The organism is Ruminococcus sp. RTP21359st1_H3_RTP21359_211015 (assembly GCF_040909065.1).
Classification (GTDB): domain Bacteria; phylum Bacillota; class Clostridia; order Oscillospirales; family Ruminococcaceae; genus Hominimerdicola; species Hominimerdicola aceti.
Genome location: NZ_JBDGDD010000011.1, coordinates 1 through 16,930 on the forward strand (window position 1 = coordinate 1; position 16,930 = coordinate 16,930).

Annotated in this window: 17 protein-coding genes; 1 reads left to right on the top strand and 16 read right to left on the bottom strand. The window is 44.7% G+C overall.

Translation table 11 applies throughout. The annotated features are described in order from the left end of the window. Positions 1-92: 92 nt before the first annotated feature. From AB5Z01_RS06075 to AB5Z01_RS06150, 16 genes are all read right to left on the bottom strand, one after another. Positions 93-275 (bottom strand): PspC domain-containing protein, encoded by a 183-nt coding sequence (locus AB5Z01_RS06075; protein WP_022286964.1) that lies wholly within the window; start codon positions 273-275, stop codon positions 93-95. Between the two features lie 12 nt (positions 276-287). Beyond that, complete coding sequence (locus tag AB5Z01_RS06080) at positions 288-1,112, bottom strand: DUF4097 family beta strand repeat-containing protein (RefSeq protein WP_287215371.1); 825 nt, start codon at positions 1,110-1,112, stop codon at positions 288-290. After that, the gene (locus tag AB5Z01_RS06085) at positions 1,112-1,741 is read right to left on the bottom strand and encodes a DUF1700 domain-containing protein (protein WP_278634237.1); all 630 of its coding nucleotides are present in this window, start codon (positions 1,739-1,741) and stop codon (positions 1,112-1,114) included. The genes AB5Z01_RS06080 and AB5Z01_RS06085 overlap by 1 nt, the downstream gene beginning before the upstream one ends. Next, positions 1,738-2,061 (bottom strand): PadR family transcriptional regulator, encoded by a 324-nt coding sequence (locus AB5Z01_RS06090; RefSeq protein ID WP_287215368.1) that lies wholly within the window; start codon positions 2,059-2,061, stop codon positions 1,738-1,740. The genes AB5Z01_RS06085 and AB5Z01_RS06090 overlap by 4 nt, the downstream gene beginning before the upstream one ends. 322 nt (positions 2,062-2,383) lie before the next feature. Next, positions 2,384-3,781 (bottom strand): hypothetical protein, encoded by a 1,398-nt coding sequence (locus AB5Z01_RS06095; protein WP_287215365.1) that lies wholly within the window; start codon positions 3,779-3,781, stop codon positions 2,384-2,386. Further along, the gene (locus AB5Z01_RS06100) at positions 3,781-4,830 is read right to left on the bottom strand and encodes an McrB family protein (RefSeq protein ID WP_287215362.1); all 1,050 of its coding nucleotides are present in this window, start codon (positions 4,828-4,830) and stop codon (positions 3,781-3,783) included. The genes AB5Z01_RS06095 and AB5Z01_RS06100 overlap by 1 nt, the downstream gene beginning before the upstream one ends. Before the next feature lie 638 nt (positions 4,831-5,468). Continuing rightward, the gene (locus AB5Z01_RS06105; protein WP_287215360.1) at positions 5,469-7,181 is read right to left on the bottom strand and encodes a glycosyl hydrolase; all 1,713 of its coding nucleotides are present in this window, start codon (positions 7,179-7,181) and stop codon (positions 5,469-5,471) included. 30 nt (positions 7,182-7,211) lie between these two features. Continuing rightward, positions 7,212-9,491, bottom strand: a complete 2,280-nt coding sequence (locus tag AB5Z01_RS06110) for a glycoside hydrolase family 95 protein (protein WP_287215357.1) — start codon at positions 9,489-9,491, stop codon at positions 7,212-7,214. A 215-nt stretch (positions 9,492-9,706) separates the two neighbouring features. After that, positions 9,707-10,474, bottom strand: coding sequence for an urease accessory protein UreD (locus tag AB5Z01_RS06115; protein ID WP_287215355.1), 768 nt, complete (start codon positions 10,472-10,474; stop codon positions 9,707-9,709). Beyond that, positions 10,471-11,082 (bottom strand): urease accessory protein UreG, encoded by a 612-nt coding sequence (gene ureG, locus AB5Z01_RS06120; protein WP_002851818.1) that lies wholly within the window; start codon positions 11,080-11,082, stop codon positions 10,471-10,473. The genes AB5Z01_RS06115 and ureG overlap by 4 nt, the downstream gene beginning before the upstream one ends. Before the next feature lie 36 nt (positions 11,083-11,118). Then, a complete protein-coding gene (locus tag AB5Z01_RS06125) occupies positions 11,119-11,793 on the bottom strand; it encodes an urease accessory protein UreF (protein WP_287215350.1) in 675 nt (224 codons plus the stop codon). A 16-nt stretch (positions 11,794-11,809) separates the two neighbouring features. Beyond that, positions 11,810-12,298 (bottom strand): urease accessory protein UreE, encoded by a 489-nt coding sequence (locus tag AB5Z01_RS06130; protein WP_117864122.1) that lies wholly within the window; start codon positions 12,296-12,298, stop codon positions 11,810-11,812. A gap of 15 nt (positions 12,299-12,313) precedes the next feature. Beyond that, on the bottom strand, positions 12,314-14,026 hold the full coding sequence (gene ureC / locus AB5Z01_RS06135) for an urease subunit alpha (protein WP_287215348.1): 1,713 nt from the start codon (positions 14,024-14,026) through the stop codon (positions 12,314-12,316). Between the two features lie 3 nt (positions 14,027-14,029). Further along, the gene (gene ureA / locus AB5Z01_RS06140) at positions 14,030-14,710 is read right to left on the bottom strand and encodes an urease subunit gamma (protein WP_117864124.1); all 681 of its coding nucleotides are present in this window, start codon (positions 14,708-14,710) and stop codon (positions 14,030-14,032) included. Between the two features lie 33 nt (positions 14,711-14,743). Further along, entirely contained in the window at positions 14,744-15,061 is a 318-nt protein-coding gene (locus AB5Z01_RS06145) for a hypothetical protein (RefSeq protein ID WP_287215344.1), read from the bottom strand. After that, positions 15,058-15,468 carry a hypothetical protein gene (locus AB5Z01_RS06150; protein ID WP_287215342.1) on the bottom strand — a complete coding sequence of 137 codons (411 nt, stop codon included), beginning with the start codon at positions 15,466-15,468 and terminating at the stop codon, positions 15,058-15,060. The genes AB5Z01_RS06145 and AB5Z01_RS06150 overlap by 4 nt, the downstream gene beginning before the upstream one ends. A gap of 499 nt (positions 15,469-15,967) precedes the next feature. Between AB5Z01_RS06150 and speB the strand changes: the two genes are divergently transcribed. After that, positions 15,968-16,927: an agmatinase gene (gene speB / locus AB5Z01_RS06155; RefSeq protein ID WP_368365386.1), complete on the top strand. Its 960-nt coding sequence runs from the start codon at positions 15,968-15,970 to the stop codon at positions 16,925-16,927. The last annotated feature ends 3 nt before the right edge of the window (positions 16,928-16,930 follow it).

A 16,930-nucleotide genomic window follows, 5' to 3' on the forward strand; every position in this document is an offset into this window, starting at 1 on the left:
CAAAAAAGACTGCTTTCCTACCCTTTTAAGGGTGGTTGCAGTCTTTTTTTATTGCGCGTTTTTTTACAGCGCCTTTTGTTTTTAGTACGGTCTTATTTCTCAGGCAGAAGCATCGCAGCCGCAATATATGCGATAACTCCTGCACCGCCTGCACAGCCTATAAGCACTGCACAAATACGGACTATGTTCACGTCGATGTTGAAATACTCCGCTAGTCCTGCGCAAACGCCTGAAATTATCCTGCCTTCTCTTAATTTGTAAAGTGGCTTTGCCATTTCTATCACTCCTTATCTGAAATTAAGCGAAATTTCGCCGATACCGTTGTCAATGTCAAGTTTTATTTTGTAGAGAAGCTCGTTCTCTTCTGTTGTGCTATTTATTTTCACTTTGCTGTCTGATTTTATCTTATAGTCGTTTTTGCAGCCGTCAATATCAAAATTTATACTTCCTATGCCGCCGTCTATATCAGCGTCGCCGAGAAGCTTTCCTGAAAAGTCTGTTTCGCCTACCCCGCAGTCAAAGTCGGAATCGTTAAAAGTGCAGTCTTTGAAAACTGTTTTTCCTACTCCAAGGTCAAAGTCGGCTTCATTTTTGCAGGTGACGTTAATGACCTCTGAGCTTCCTGCACCGAAATCTATGTCGAGGTTTTCACAGGTCAGATCTGAAAGCTTCATTTGTCCTGCGCCTGCGTCTATCTTTACAGTGTCAAACGCTTTTTCAGGAAGCTCTATAGTCAGCGTAGGCTGACTTCCGTCAAAGGAGATATATCCGCCTTTAAGGTGCAAAAGGCTGTCGGCGGTCTTGACCTGAAGCTTGCTGTTTGATGACGAAAAATTTATCTTCTCTGGAAGATTTTCTCCTGTGACGTGGATATTTTCGTCACTGCTCTTTTTGATGTTGAGATCCCCTGCGGAGAAGTCGATCTCCATATTATCTATAGTGGCAACGTCAAAAGTTTCGTTGTAGGAATAACGCTTGCCAAGGCTTTTGGTGTTTGTGACCTTGATAAGCACCACGCTCACAATGAAAAGCACTATGCCGATAATAAATATCGTCAAAAAAAATGGGAAACGTCTGCGTTTTACGTCATCTGTATTATCATATTTTGCCATTATGCCACCGCCTTTGAGCTTACAAACCTATGGACAAAGTTTGTGAATTTGTTGAAAAGGCTTACACAGCCACGCCATATGCACCTTATAATAGGCATTACAATCATGCCTCCAAGTCCGATACAAATAAGTCCTGCACCGATAAGGGCAATGCCTGCGGGATAGACCGTGAAAAGCGTTACTATACCGCCTATTGTAAGGGAGAAGCCTGTTGCGAAAACTGCAATTATTATGCTTAAAAGTGCGCAAAGTATCGCCAAGGCTATTGCGGCAAAGACACACATAAGGCTGAACCATATTGGGCTTGTGATGATGATAACAAGAAGCTTTGAAAGAGAATTGCCGTTCTGTGGCACATTATTGTCAGTATCACGAGCCTGTGAGGGGTCAGCGGCGGCTTCCATTTGAAATACCGAGTCGCCCTGTGGGTGTATGCCACTGTCCTGCAAAATTTTGTTGGCAAGCTCTTCGGGCGAGCCGAGGTTTGCGGCAGTTTCAGCTTCGTGGGCTGCACCTGCATCAAGGAATATCTCCTCATAAAACCCCATTGCGTCATTTATTTCATCTTCGGCAAGTCCGCCGTCTTCAAGCAACCTGCGCAGTTGGGTAAGATACTCAAGTCTGTTCATGTGTTTTCTCCACCTTTTTCTAATAATATACTGTCTACCATATTCTTATGCTTCTTCCACTCTCTGCGGTATTCTTCAAGAGCTTTTTCTCCCTTTGGGGTAACGTGATAATAACGTCTGTTCCTGCCCATATATTCCTTATCGTAGGTTTCAAGCAGATCGTTTTTTTGAAGCCGTTTCAGCACAGGATACAAGGTGGATTCTGAAACGTCCACCGCACTGCGTATGAACTGCGTTATCTCATATCCATAGGTATCCTCTCTGTCTACCACTGACAGTACCATGGAATCAAGCAGTCCTGCACTTATTGGAAAGCCCATTTACTCTCTCCTCTCTTTAGTCAGCTCAGTTGTTATATAGATCTATAATACTATATCGTTGAATATATTATACGTCATATAATATTATTTGTCAAGGGGTAAAATCGATTTTTTTGTTATCATCACTTTATGCGAGTTAGTTTAGAATAATTGTTTGTTGAAAATTCCTAGACAGCCTTGAAGAAGCGTCAGCCCTCAGGGATATTTCCCATATGCCTGCAAGAGTAAAGTGTGCAATGCTTGGCTGGCGGACGCTTTCCGAGGCGCTGAAAGGTAAATAGGGTATAAAAATGCCGCTGAGAGAAGTTCTCAGCGGTCTATTTTAAGCTTCGTTTTTAATGCTTTCCCTGATTTTATCGCAGACCTTTTTCAAGTTCTCGGTGAAAGTGCTGTGCCACTCCTCATAGGTGGTATCATCACTGCTTTCTGGAACTTTTACTGCGTGCATATAAAAATATTTTTTGCCGATAATACAACACTGTTTGAATATCGTTTCAATATCTTTATGTGCGGGGAAAATGACTCCTGTGCGATCAGTCTCAAATATTACCATGTCACGAAGGCATTTGTTAAAGTCGTTGTCATCAAAATCTTTATAATTAGGCGGACTTTTCATACACTCTCCCCAACTAGGCTTGAACTTTGCATCAAGTATCATAAAAGGCTTTTTGTCTTTCTTGAACACAAAGTCAGGTTTTGAGGTGAGCCTTCCGTTCTTGGAAGGGTCTGGAACTTCGTGGGGGTCTGAAAGCTCACAAAGATATTTGTGTTTCTCCTGCGATTTTACCTCGCCAAGATCATATCGGGCAAACTGATTTTTGAGATAATTTTCCCAAAGGGTCGGGATATAAAGCAGGATAGTATCAGCTTCGCTGTCTTGATCAGGGTCAAAGAGGGTGAGATACTCGTCATGGAAAACTTTCAGGCATACCTGTCGGAGCTTTTCATACTCGGTGTAATATGGGTGTGCGATAGGCTGTAAATTCTGCGGAAGAATGGTCTTTACGTTGGTGGAATAGAGATCCATTGACGAGTGGAGAATGTTAAGATAGCTTGTTATCTCACTGCTGTCAAGAAGCGCTGTCATGACGGAGTTGTTGCTAAAGCGTTCTTTCAGGCGTTTGTGTGCGGCATAGATAAGGCGGTTAAGAGGGTTGTCTATGGTGTTTTCACGATAAGAATAGGCTATCCTGCCATTTTGCATACCCATGTTTAGCCTTATGTGCCGTGCGATGTCGATACTGCCCTTTAGGCGGCTGTTATTGCCCTCAAAGCGGCAATATTTTCTGTATACGCCTTTTCTTGAAGCTTCCGTAACGGCGTTTTTGAAAAGATAGACAAGAAGAAAATCGAAGAAATTATCGTCATTTATTCTGAGGTCATTCTCTTTTATATACTCATCTTCAAATGTATCGAGGAGCATGGTTTCCAGAAAATATGGCTTTGAGTCTTTGTCAAAGCGTGATTTTATTTGCAGTGTGATGTCATATTCTTTTTCAGCGTATCTATAGATACGGTTTCTCACTACGCCGACACTTCCGCCGATATAGTTCTTTCCATTGAAAGTTCTACATAGGTGGTGAATTTTTCCCTCATAGGTGTAATTATAGCTGGAGATAAAATCCCGCACCACGTCTTTGTAGTTAATGCCTTCGACTATTTCTATTTCATCAAACTTTGAATAGTCATAGACTGTTGCGGTTATTTTTATGGCTGACATTATTCTTCGTCCTCGGCAGTGGTTTGTGGCTCGTTGGTGTCTTTATCACCGCTTTGGTCATTCATCAAAGCTTTATGACAATCGTTTATGAATTTATCTACGCCGTTCTTGCCACGGAGATATTCCCTGAGTATAGACTCTATATTGTGCTTCCAAATATCATCAAGATTTTCGCCCATGCTCTTGGCTTTATCATAGTCCTTAAAATATGCAGGTCCGATATGATAATCTTCATTAAGACCAAATCTCTTGCCGCTCTCGCCTGAAATGACTTCGTTCATTCTTATGGCTCTCTGTGCAAGGTCTTTGCTGACTTTTTCGTCGTTAAGCATAGACCTGAGCGAGGTTTTCATAAAGTCATTTGCTTTTATAGGTATCCAATCAAAACGGCGGCGGAGTGCAAAGTCAAAGGTCTCAACATTTCGGTCGATATCGTTCATTGTGCCTATTATCACAACATTTTCAGGCACATAGAAGCCGTCATTGAAAATATCATTGTCCAGCTTTTCTATACCGTTTTCTGTTTCTCCATATGTAGGCAGATTGTGATACTGTGTCTGAACTCTATGGTCACTGCCACGCTTTTCAAAGCAATACATAAGCTCGCCGAAAACCTTAGAAAGCTCGGCTCTGTTTATTTCATCTATGACAAAATAGTAGATTGGTGCTTCTATTTCTTCGTCCATTGCGCTTTGTTCAGCCTCAGCCGCTTCACGGCAAAGCGCCTTGAAAGTGCCGTCCATGCGGACAAATACCATTTGATCTCCACGCTCTATAGGGCGCAGACCTTCCACAAAGTCGGTGTAGTCATATGAGCCGTGGAACTGAACGAATTTGAAGTACCTGCTGGAATAACTACATATTGAATCTAGCTGTTCACTATTTTGTTCGTTGACATACTTCTCAACAGAATATGTCTTTCCTGTTCCCGGTGCACCTGTGAAGATTATGTTTTTCTTGCGGGAGGTTTTGATACATTCGGCTATGTAGTCGGTTACTGTTGGGTCATTGGTTTTGGCTGGTGCTGTTGACTGAGTTGGTGTTGGCATTTCGTTACCTCCGTTGCTCTGACAAAGTTCTTCTATCGCAGTATTAATATTTTCAAGGCGTTTATTTAACTCATCTTTTGATAGAGTTGTAAAAAGCGGAGACTTGTACATGGTGGCTAATCTTGGCTCATTAGTAATATCTATCTTTTTGTCATAAATATCTTTTAGCGTTGATTTAAGGTTAACCTCACTAAATTGCTGTACGTCATAGTCAAGCTTGTTGTCTACATTTTTTGTTTTATTTCCTAGGAATTTTACAAGTGTATTTTGTCGAAGTGTACTGTCTCCATTTTTTGTACTATCAGTTGAATAAAACCATTTATTATACCTATGTAAGAGTCCGTTTCTGTCATTGGCAAAGCTTGTTGAACCCAATATTAGTGACATTAAAAATTGAAATGCTGGTTTTTTACCATGCTTATTACTTTTTAGTTTATCTTTCATGTATTCAACATTTTCTTTAAATTTACCGCTTTGGATTCCGTCCCTTATTTCCTGAAACGTAGTATCCATTGTAATTTTCATATAATTCCCTCCGCCTAAAAATTTTATCACTCTTTCATTGTAACAAAATTCTTCAAATTTGTTAATAAAAAGTTAAAACCCGACAGGCTTTTTTTTGCCGTGTCGGGTCGATATTATTCCGCCTTAGAAGTATTTTCTTTCTTCGCCTTGCTGTCAGCCTTTGAGCTATCATTCTTTTTGCTGTCAGCGGATTTTTCTTCCGTGTCCTTTATGGAACTTGCAAGGTGGGTGAAGTCGGGGAGCTTATCCCTTGTTAGAGTGAGATTGTTGTTATACATCTTGATAAGCTCGGCGGCGGTGTTGTTTTCTTCAGCAAGCTTGCCGTCATCGGTCATAAGATAATTTCCGCCCCATTGACCTATGAACGCCCACATGGCTTTTTCGTCTGCAATGCTCTGTATGTCAGGGAAGCTTCCACATTCGCTCATTGCAATAGGCTTGTTCTTTGATATGCTTTGCAGGAAAAGCATTATGTTCACCTGTGCGTCCTTATTGCCGTCGTCATAAACATCGCAGGAAAGCACGTCGCAGTATTTGTCGCCCACATACCAATCGGCATTCTGTGCTGACCATACCCATATGAGATTGTTCAGCTTGTGGTATTTCGTCTGACGCTCGTACATAAGCTTCCAAAGCCATTTGTAGGCTTCCTTGTCATTGCCCCACCAGAAATCGCCATTGCTGGCCTCGTGGAGCGGTCGCCAAAGCACTGCTATTCCCTCATCACGGAGGGTGGAGAGTTTCTCAGATACGGTGTCGATATCCTGAACGACAGCAACACATTCTTTGCTTACCTTGCCGTCCTTTTGAAGCTTTTTGATATCCTCAAGGCTGAGTTCTGCGATATTTTCCTTTGTAACTGCCTTTTTGATGTCAAAATCCGTCTGGTCGGCATAATATTCACGCTTTTCGTCAGGGGCAGCCCAGTGCCACATATAGCCCACTATGCCGTCCTTTGAAGCCCAATCCATGGCGATGTTCATCTCGGTGTCGGTGGTAATGCTGTCCTTTTCAGTGGCAAGCATAAGGTCGCCAAAACGTATTGCAGGGTATTTTCCTGTGGTTTTGTATATCATGTCTGTTTCAGCAGATGTGCCGATGGTGTCATGCTGACCCAAAAGCACCTGCTTGCCGTAGCTTTCGCAAAGATACTGATAAAGCGCTTTTGCGTTGTAGTCGGAGTCTTTGTTTGAAAGAGCAGGCTTTGATATAGTAAGGTCAAGCTTTGATATATCCTCGCTTGCGGTGAGGGTCAGGCAGTCAACGTCAAGTCCGCCGTCCACTGGGATAACGGATATTGCCGTCTTGCCTTTTTCTATGTAGATGTTCTTGAAAGTCACCTTTTCAAACTTGCCCGAGCCGCTGGCTGAGAAATCCTGAAGCTTTTTGCCGTTCACAGCTATGCCGTTCACGCACGGCACATCGGAAGCCACTGTTATGGTAAGGTCATAATACTGTGAGTCGGTAAGCTCGATCTCTCTTGACCAATCTTCCTCAGCGGAAATGTTCGTCACATAACCCTTGCCCTTGTAGCCCTTGCGGTCGCTTTTTACTTTCGCCTTGCCTGAAACTGAGCCTGTTTCGGCTTCAACGCTTTTTGAAAACTTCACATAAGGTATGGCGTTTGCCACTATCTTTGTTTCTTCGTAGCTTTTTAAAGCCTGCTCGTCAGCCTTGCTGTCATCGTTTGTCTGTTTCTTTGTTGTGGTTACAACAGATGTTTTTTCGGGGGCGGTCATGCTCTCGTTTCTGCCTATCTGCACTCCGCAGCCTGACAGCGTGCAAATTGCTGCAACAGCCGCTGCCATTATCCGATAATGTCTCATTTCAATATCCTCTCAAATTTTGTCTTTTGCTCAGAATGTGAGCGTGTATGTTTTACCTGTTTCCGTGTCAAACTCTGCTGCGCCGTCTGTGTACAAGGTCTGTACCTCGCTGCTTGCAGTGTGTACCTTTACACTGTCACACACTATCCTGCACTTCTTTCCGCACTTTGAGTGAATGTGGCAGGCTGTTATCTTTGAGTCTTTCCACTCAAGGTCGATAACAAAGCCGCCTCTTGCACAAAGTCCTTTGAAGCTGCCCTCCGACCATTCTTTCGGCAGTGCAGGCAGGAGAATTATCTCGCCGTTCTCGCTTTGCAAAAGTGCCTCCGTGATACCAGCTGTGCCACCGAAGTTTCCGTCTATCTGGAAAGGCGGGTGCATATCGAACATATTCTCGCTTGTGGAGTTTGAAAGAAGTGCTATAACATTTTCGTACACTTTTTCACCGTCAAAAAGTCTTGCCCAGTGGTTTATTATCCAAGCCCTTGACCAGCCTGTGTGTCCGCCGCCGTGTGAAAGACGTCTTTCAAGGGTAGCCCTTGCGGCTTTGGCAAGCTCAGGGGTCTTTCGCATTGTTATGATGTCAGCAGGATAGAGTGCGAAAAGCTGCGAGATGTGCCTGTGACCAGGCTCTACCTCGTCATAGTCCTCTGCCCATTCCATTATCTGACCGTATTTGCCTATCTCAGGTGCAGGAAGTCTGTCTCTGGCTTCAAGGACTTTCTTTCTGAAACCTCCGTCAGTTTCAAGTATTTTTGAAGCTTCCGCAACGGCAGTGAAAAGCTCATAGATTATCTGGCTGTCCATAGACGGACCTATGCAGATAGAGCCTTTTGAGCCTGAAGCTGTGAGATAGGTATTCTCAGGGGAAACTGACGGGCAGGTAACAAGTCTGCCCTTTTTGTCTTCGATAAGGAAGTCAAGGAAAAATTCTGCCGCTTCTTTCAGGGTGTCATATTTCTCGCTGAGAAACTCTCTGTCCTGAACATAGAGATAATGCTCCCATATGTGCAGGCAGAGCCATGCCGCACCCATTGGCCATTGTGTTCCAGGTATCCACAAGTCCTGCGGTGCGGTGTCGCCCCATATGTCGGTGTTATGGTGACAGACAAAGCCACGGCAGCCATACATATTCCTTGCGGTCTTTCTGCCGTTTGGACGGAGCTTCTCAATATGGTCGATAAGAGGCATATGAAGCTCTGAGAGATTACAGTTCTCTGCACACCAATAGTTCATTTCGGTATTGATATTGATAGTGAATTTACAGCCCCAAGCAGGCCACATATCTTTGTTCCAAATTCCTTGGAGATTTGTAGGCAGGGTCTTTTCCCGGCTGCCTGCAATAAGAAGATATCTGCCGAAATTGTGATACATTTCAATAAGCTTGTTGTCGGGATTGCCCTCTTTCACAAGTGCAAGTCTTTCGTCTGTAGGCAGGGTGGAATTACCTGAGCTGTTGTCGCAAAGGGAGATATTCGCGCGGTCATAGTATGACTTGTAGTCTGCGATATGGTCAGCTTTAAGCTGTGCATAGGTTTTTTCCTCGGCTCTTTCAACGTCAAAGACAGCCTGTCCCTTGTAATCCTCACAGCGGTAGCTTGTCTGTGCGCCAAGGAGAATAGTCACCTCGTCGCAGTCCTCGCAGGTTATGAAGCTTCCATATGGGTAGACCTTTCCGCCCTTGTGGAGTACCTTTATATAAGCGGCAAAGTTTATGCCGTCCTCTGAGCCACATCCACCGTAAAAGAGGATATCGTTGTCATGAACGGGCGAGTTATCATCAAAATAATCATCTCTGCCGTCAATGCATACACGGACGCTTATCGCTTTTTTCTCGGAAGCCGTTATGTGCATAACAAGCACCTGATCGGGCTGTGAGATAAACACTTCTCTTGTGTAGTCAACGCCGTTTATGGCATATTCTGTGGTGCAGACAGCGGTGTTAAGGTCAAGGCTTCTGCTCTTGAAGTCACATTCGCTCTCTTTATAATGTATAACGTTCATGTCGCCCAGTGGCATATAGTGCCTTTGATTTACAGGCGTGCCGCAGAAAGCGTCATAGATTATTTTTTCAGCCTCGTTTATTTTCTCCTCAAAAAGCAGTTTTCTCACTTTTTCGAGATTAGGCAGTGCGGACTTATTATTTCTTTCACGGAAGCCGCCCGACCAGACGGAGTCCTCATTGAGCTGAATCCTCTCTTCAAGTGGCTGAGAGAACACCATTGCGCCTATCCTGCCGTTTCCAAGGGGCAGTGCTTTGTTCCAATCGTCTGCCGGGGTCTTATACCAAAGAAGTGCGGAAGTATCCATAGCTAATCCTTTCGTTATCTGTATATATCTGTATTTTGATATGGTTGTAGGTTACAATCCCTTATATTATAGCATATTTTGTTTTGGTTGACAAGGGGGAGATCGTGGCTCTTGTGAGATGTGAGAAATAACAAAACCAGTGTAAGCCCACAGCAGGCTTTCACTGGTTTTGTTTATCATTTATAAAAAGTTTAACAATATTTTATACGCTGTTTTTATGTGCGAATTTTTTCTGCAATGTTCTGAAAAGCGTCAAAAATCTCTTCTCCCGAATGTCCCAAGGCTCTTATGGCTATGCCACGTTCTGTGTGGGTGGCGCAAAGCTGTGCGCTGTCAGGTCCGCCTGTGTAGTCGGCTTGGTAAATGCTTTCCAGCATTGTCTTGTCAGGGGTGTAGATATACATAAATCCCGTGTGGGTGAAACCCTCGAAAAAGCCTTTTTGCCGTATGGGCAGTGCGGCGGGGTCGATAAGAGTGTTGTCGATAAAATCCGCTCTGCCGTCAATTGCTATCTCGGTGCGTGAGCGAAAGCGCTTCAAGCCGAACTCCTCCCCCATTGCAGTTCTGCCACAGCAGTATATCTCAGAGAAAATAAGCTCAGAGCTTTCTGTGATGTTCACCTTGCCCATAGAGATATGCTCACAGCCTGTGAAAGTCATAATAGGGTGTGGCATATAGTAAAGCCTTGCGTTTTTGCGCACAACAAGCTTTATGCTCTGTTTTGATACGCCGCCGTTTGTGTTGAAAAGCTTTTGATAGCCCTGATCTGTGAAAATGACCTTGCAGTTTTCCCCCACAAAAAGCTTTATCTCGTTTTCGTCACCTGCCAATACTCCTGCTGAGCCGCACATTGAGATATATTTCGCCCAGCCTTTATGGTCATAAAATGGTGAATACACCTTGAAAGGGGGAGCGAAATATAAGTCCTCAGTAACGGTTTTTTGTCCGTCAAAGGCTGTTGACAGGCTTAGTCTGCCGTTCATTTCAGATCCTCAAAAAGCACTGATTTTTTTATCCAGTCTATGACCTGAGAAACGCCCTCACGGCTCATGAGATTTGTGAAAAGAAACGGTCTGTCGCCCCTCATGCGCTTTGAGTCGGAAGCCATTACTTCAAGGGAAGCTCCAACAAGCGGCGCAAGGTCTGTCTTGTTGATAACAAGCAGGTCGGAACGTGTCACGCCAGGGCCGCCTTTTCTTGGTATCTTTTCACCCTGTGCAACGTCGATAACATAGATAGAAGCGTCTGCAAGGTCAGGGGAGAATGTGGCGGAAAGATTGTCGCCGCCGCTTTCAATGAAAACGATCTGGGTGTCAGGGTGCTTTTTCACCATTTCGTCAACGGCTTCCAGGTTCATTGAGCAGTCTTCTCTTATGGCAGTGTGAGGACAGCCGCCTGTTTCAACACCAACTATCCGGTCAGCAGGCAGGCATGAGTTTTTTGTAAGAAATTCTGCGTCCTCTTTGGTGTAGATATCGTTTGTTACAACGCATATGGAATATTCTTTTGACATTTCTCTTGTAAGGCGTTCGATAAGTGCGGTCTTGCCCGATCCCACAGGTCCGCCTACGCCTATTTTTACATAGCTCATTTTTGGTACTCCTTATTATATTATATAAATCATAGCTTATGACATATACTGTCTTGAATACAGCCGCTCGTGCTGCATTGCACGCAGGTCAAAGCCTGCGCCGCTTATGCCAATATCGTTTATATCAGTGGAAAGGGCTTTTCCTGAAGCGGAGGATATAAGCTCAAAGCTCTCTCCGAGAATTTTCTGCCCTGCAAGCTGACTAAGAGGTACAAGCTTCACGCAGTTTGTGACTATTGCGGAGCATATGGAATAGCCGTATACCGCAAGCCCCTCTGAAAGCTCGATGCCATTGTCACGCATATAAAGCCCATAGGCGATGCACTGATGACCCTTGCATATGCCCTGCTCCGTCAGGCTTTTATAAAGTCCTGTGAAGCTTTCCCGACCATTGTTGCATATTTTGAAAAAACGCCTTGTGACCTTTTCTAAGCCGCTTCGTATCTCAAATGGTGTTTTCACCGCAGAGTATATCTCATCAAGACGGCAAAGCTCCTTTTCGTCAGCATTGTATGCCGCTGCCGCCGCACCAAGCTCATTGTAGGGCAGCACTGAGATGTAAGAATGGAGATATTCTTCAAGCTCTTTTGGCGAAGTGATGATATCATGCTCAACGTAGGTTTCAAGCCCGTTTGAAAGCGTGAACGCACCCACTGGGAAAAGGCTGTCGCATATTTGCAGAATGTGCATAAGTCCTGCGGTATCGGTCATTTTTTATTAGCTCCGTTTAGTGTGAATGTTCGTGGTGATGATGTTCCCCATGCTCGTGGGAGTGGCTGTGTGAGTGTCCGTGAGCTTTGCAGACGATAAAATCGTCAAATCTGCCTATGATGTTCTCGCACTCAAAGCCGAGGTTTTTCAGGTGCTTTTCTGTAGGCTCGTCATGTGGGATAAGCACGTTGTCGTCAGATATTTTAAGTGACAAATGCCTGTTGCCTATCTCAAAGCAAAGCCTGCCCATTTCCTGCATAGTGTGAACGTTTATCTTGATAAGGGGACAGCTTGTGAGCTTCACTGCTACGCAAAGCTTATCGTCAAGATAGATGATATCCCCGTCCTTTAGGTTTTCGTCAATGGCAATGCCTATGTCACGTCCTCCTGCGGTGGTTTTTCTTATGCGCTTTTTCTCGGCTTCAAACCAATCAAGCTCAACTGTGTCTACTTCTACAGAGGGGGTGCTTTCAGAGAGATTGCCTAATATTTTTTCTGCTATCATTTTTGTTTCCTCGCTTTAGAACATAAAGTAACGCTGTGCCAATGCAAGCTCGTCAAAAGGCTCGCAGGTAATAACTTCGCCGTCAACTGTGACAGTGTAGGTCTCAGGGTCTACTCTTATATCACCGCAGACGTTGTTGTATACCATATCAGCCTTTGAGATGTTTCGGCAGTTCTTCACAGGAAGCACCTGCCTTTTAAGACCAAGCTTCTCCTTTATGCCGTCATCGTAGGCGTATTTTGATACGAACGTGATACAGGTGCTTGAAAGGGCAAGCCCGTGACCACCGAACATTTCTGTGTAACACACAGGCTGAGGGGTAGGGATAGAAGCGTTTGCATCGCCCATTTTTGATGCGAAAATAAATCCGCCCTTTATTATCATGTCAGGCTTTGCACCGAAAAATGCAGGATTCCAAAGAACAAGGTCTGCCACCTTGCCAACTTCCACTGAGCCTACATATTCTGATACGCCGTGGGTTATAGCAGGGTTTATAGTGTATTTTGAAATGTAGCGTTTTATTCTGAAATTGTCGTTTCGCTGGCTGTCCTCTGGGAGTGCGCCACGCTGTTTCTTCATTTTGTCAGCAGTCTGCCATGTTCGTGTGATAACTTCGCCTACACGTCCCATTGCCTGAGAGTCGGAACTCATCATTGAGAATATTCCCATATCGTGCAAAACGTCCTCTGCGGCGATAGTTTCAGGACGTATCCTTGAATCCGCAAAAGCAATGTCCTCTGGTACGTTCTTGTCGAGGTGATGACACACCATGAGCATATCCAGATGTTCGTCAAGAGTGTTTGCGGTGTAAGGCATTGTAGGGTTCGTTGAGGAAGGGAGAACATTCGGGAATGCTGCTGCTCTGATAATGTCAGGAGCGTGTCCGCCGCCTGCACCCTCTGTGTGATAAGTGTGGATAGTCCTGCCCTTGAAAGCATTGACGGTATCTTCAACAAATCCGCCCTCGTTAAGAGTGTCGGTGTGGATAGCCGCCTGAACGTCATACATATCCGCAACAGTAAGTGCGTGGTCGATAACGTCAGGGGTAGAGCCCCAGTCCTCGTGTATCTTCAAGCCTATACAGCCTGCCTTTATCTGCTCCTCAAGAGTTGTGATGTCGCTTGAATTTCCCTTGCAAAGATAGCCGAAATTCATTGGCAGGTCTTCTGAGGCTTCCAACATTCTGTGGATATTGAACTCGCCAGGTGTACAGGTGGTGGCATTGGTGCCGTCGGCAGGACCTGTACCACCGCCTATCATGGTGGTGATTCCGCTGTAAAGGGCTGTTCTCACCTGAGTTGGAGAGATAAAATGAATGTGCGTGTCAAGTCCGCCAGCGGTGAGGATAAGTCCCTCGCCTGCGATAGCTTCCGTGGAAGCGCCTATTATCATGTTTTTGTCAACGCCATTCATGATGTCGGGATTGCCTGCTTTGCCTATTCCTGCTATCCTGCCGTCCTTTATGCCAACGTCAGCCTTTATGATGCCTGTGCTGTCGATGATAAGAGCGTTTGTGATAACAGTGTCAAGGCACTCCTTGTCAGTGGCTTTGCAGGATTGCCCCATGCCGTCACGGAGAGATTTTCCTCCACCAAACTTTGCTTCATCGCCATGAACTGTCAAATCTTTTTCCACTTCTGCAATAAGAGAAGTATCGCCCAAGCGCACCCTGTCGCCAACTGTCGGACCATACATATCGCAGTAAGCTTTTCTCGATATCTCGATCATTTCCTACACCCCCTTGAAGCCAAGCTTTTTAGCCTTTTCAAAGGCTGCCTGCTTGATGTTTTCATCGTCCATTTTTCCGTTTACAAGACCATTCAGACCATAGCCTATGCGGTCGCCGCCGATAGGTATAAGACGGACGGTCTTTTTCTCTCCCGGCTCAAATCTTACCGCTGTGCCTGCGGGGATATCAAGCCGCATACCATAAGCCGCCTTGCGGTCAAACTCCAAAGCCTTGTTTACCTCAAAAAAGTGGAAGTGGGAGCCTGTCTGGATAGGTCTGTCCCCTGTGTTTGAGACTGTAAGCTCAATGCTTTCTGCTCCCTCGTTGAGCTTGACAGTGCCTTCCTCAACGATAAATTCCCCTGGGTGAAGCTTGCTTGCACCCTTGATAGGGTTGTGTACTGTCACAAGCTTTGTGCCGTCGGGCATTGTGGATTCTATTTGTATTTCGTGTATCATTTCAGGAACGCCGTCCATAACGTCATCAGCGGTAAGAAGCTTTGTGCCGTATTGCATAAGCTCAGCGGCTGACGCTCCTGCTCTTGCTTTTTCCATTACTTCCATGCTTATGTATGCCACAGCTTCAGGGTAGTTGAGCTTTAATCCCTGTGCCTTTCGGTCACGGGCAAGCATGCCTGCATAATGGAGCATAAGCTTATCCTGCTCTCTTGGAACAAGTCGCATTATTATTCCTCCTATTTATATAGTATAGTGTATCTACTGCTTTTTCTCTGTAAGGGCTTTTCTTACTACTCCCTCAGGGTCGCTTATGAGCATAGTGCCGAGCCATACGACGGTGCCGAGTGCAACAACGCAGATTCCTAAAAAGCTGTCGTTTATCATGTCTGCGGTGGCAGGTGTGAAATATCCTGCGCCCTGCTCTTTGTATTCAAAAAGTGCGTCCACGAGCCACATTATAGATGCGCCCCAGTACATATAGCACATCAGCCCCACTTTAAGCTTTCTGGCTTTTGGTGATGTGTACCATGCTATGGTAATGATAACGGCTGCTATGAGTGTGATAAGAAGTGTCATACGGCGTCACCTCCCAGCTTTGCAGTCTCTTTTGGCTTACGTTTCAGTATCTTGTCAGACACCACAGTCAGCACAGCCCATACCGTTGTCACAAGAACAGCCATTGATGTTCCGACAGTCGCCATTTCGTGGAATGCTACTGCCATTTCCGAAGGGTCGTTAGCCGCTGTCAGGAATGGGAAGAACGGAGATATCTCGCCATGCCACAGATGCTCAAATGCCAAAAGACCTGAGCCACCCCACAGAAAGCCTGAGAGCCTTGTTATCTTTTTAGAAAGAGGAAGCTTGTCCTCCGAAAGAGCTTTGACCTTTGTCTGCTCCTCTGCCTTTGCCTCGTGAGACTTTACTGCCTTTGCCACAATAGTTGTAACGATCGCTTCTGTTGCTGGTACTAAAAAACAAGCCATAATAAAACTTCCTTTCAAAATTGTTTTCTGAGTTTGACCTAGTGATAATAAAAAAACAACGCCCTTATAAACCGACAGGCATTGCCGTATCGGTTATAAGAGCGTCATTGCTTTGATTATCAGTATAGCACAGAGCTTTTTATTTGGCAATAGTGTTAATGAAAAATTCTTATTTTATTCAGCTTTGAATAAAAAATAGATGTGAACAAAATGAAAGTCTGATATCTGAATATTGCATTATTGCCGTTTGCAGATTTGCACAAAGAAACTATTCAAAAATGAATAGTTTCGACTTTGATATGGGTGAAATGGCGTAAATACGCTGTATAAGTGATAACAAAGATTATTCCAAAGTGAATAATTTTCAGAAAAATTGAAAAATAGCTCTTGACAACTTGCAGGAATGGTGATATAATTCTGCACATAGAGCAATTCAGAAATGACTTGAACGGTCATGCGGATATGTTCCTCAGTGATTTTGAAAGGAAAGTGACCTCAAATGATCAACAACAATTGTCAGCCACCGAGCGCCTCAGGCTCTCCTCGTTTTTGTAATATGGGTAATTTCATGAGGCTTCCTCACGCGACCTCAGCAGAGGGATTGGATTTCGCTATCGTTGGTATCCCGTTCGATACCGCCGCTTCTTTCAGAGCAGGCGCAAGATTTGGTCCTAACGGTGTAAGAAACATCTCGGCAATGATAAAGCCTAACAATGTTGCAATGGGCGTCAACATTATGGATTCACTCAAGGGCGCAGACCTTGGCGACGTTCCTGTGATCCCTGATTATATCCACGAAACATATGCAGCTATCGAGCAGACCTTGGACGGTGTTCTTGAATGCGGTGCAGTTCCGATAAGCATTGGCGGCGACCACGCTATCACCCTTGGCGAACTTAGAGCTATTGCAAAGAAACATGGAAAGGTAAGTCTAGTGCATTTCGATTCACACCTTGACCTGTGCGATACAGTTTTCGGTCAGAAATACAATCACGGCACACCATTCAGAAGAGCAATGGAGGAGGGTCTTATTGATCCTGAGAAGTCGGTTCAGATAGGCATGAGAGGTTCTCTTTACGATCCTGACGATTTCAAGATCGCCGCAGACCTTGGCTTCACGGTTATCCCAGGGGACAAGCTCCACACATATTCTCCTGAAGATCTTCTCAAGGTCATAAAGGAAAAGGTGGGCGACAATAAGGTGTTCCTTACATTCGATATCGACTTTGTTGACCCGGCTTATGCACCAGGTACAGGTACTCCTGAGGTGAGCGGATTTACTTCCTTTGAAACACTTCAATATATAAGAGCGCTGAAAGATCTGAACTTCACAGGCTTTGATGTAGTAGAAGTTGCTCCTCCATATGACCACTCAGAGATAACAGCTTATATGGGCGCAAATATCATTTTTGAGTTCATGTCTATCCTTGCTTATCAGAAGAAGATCGGCAAGAGATAATAA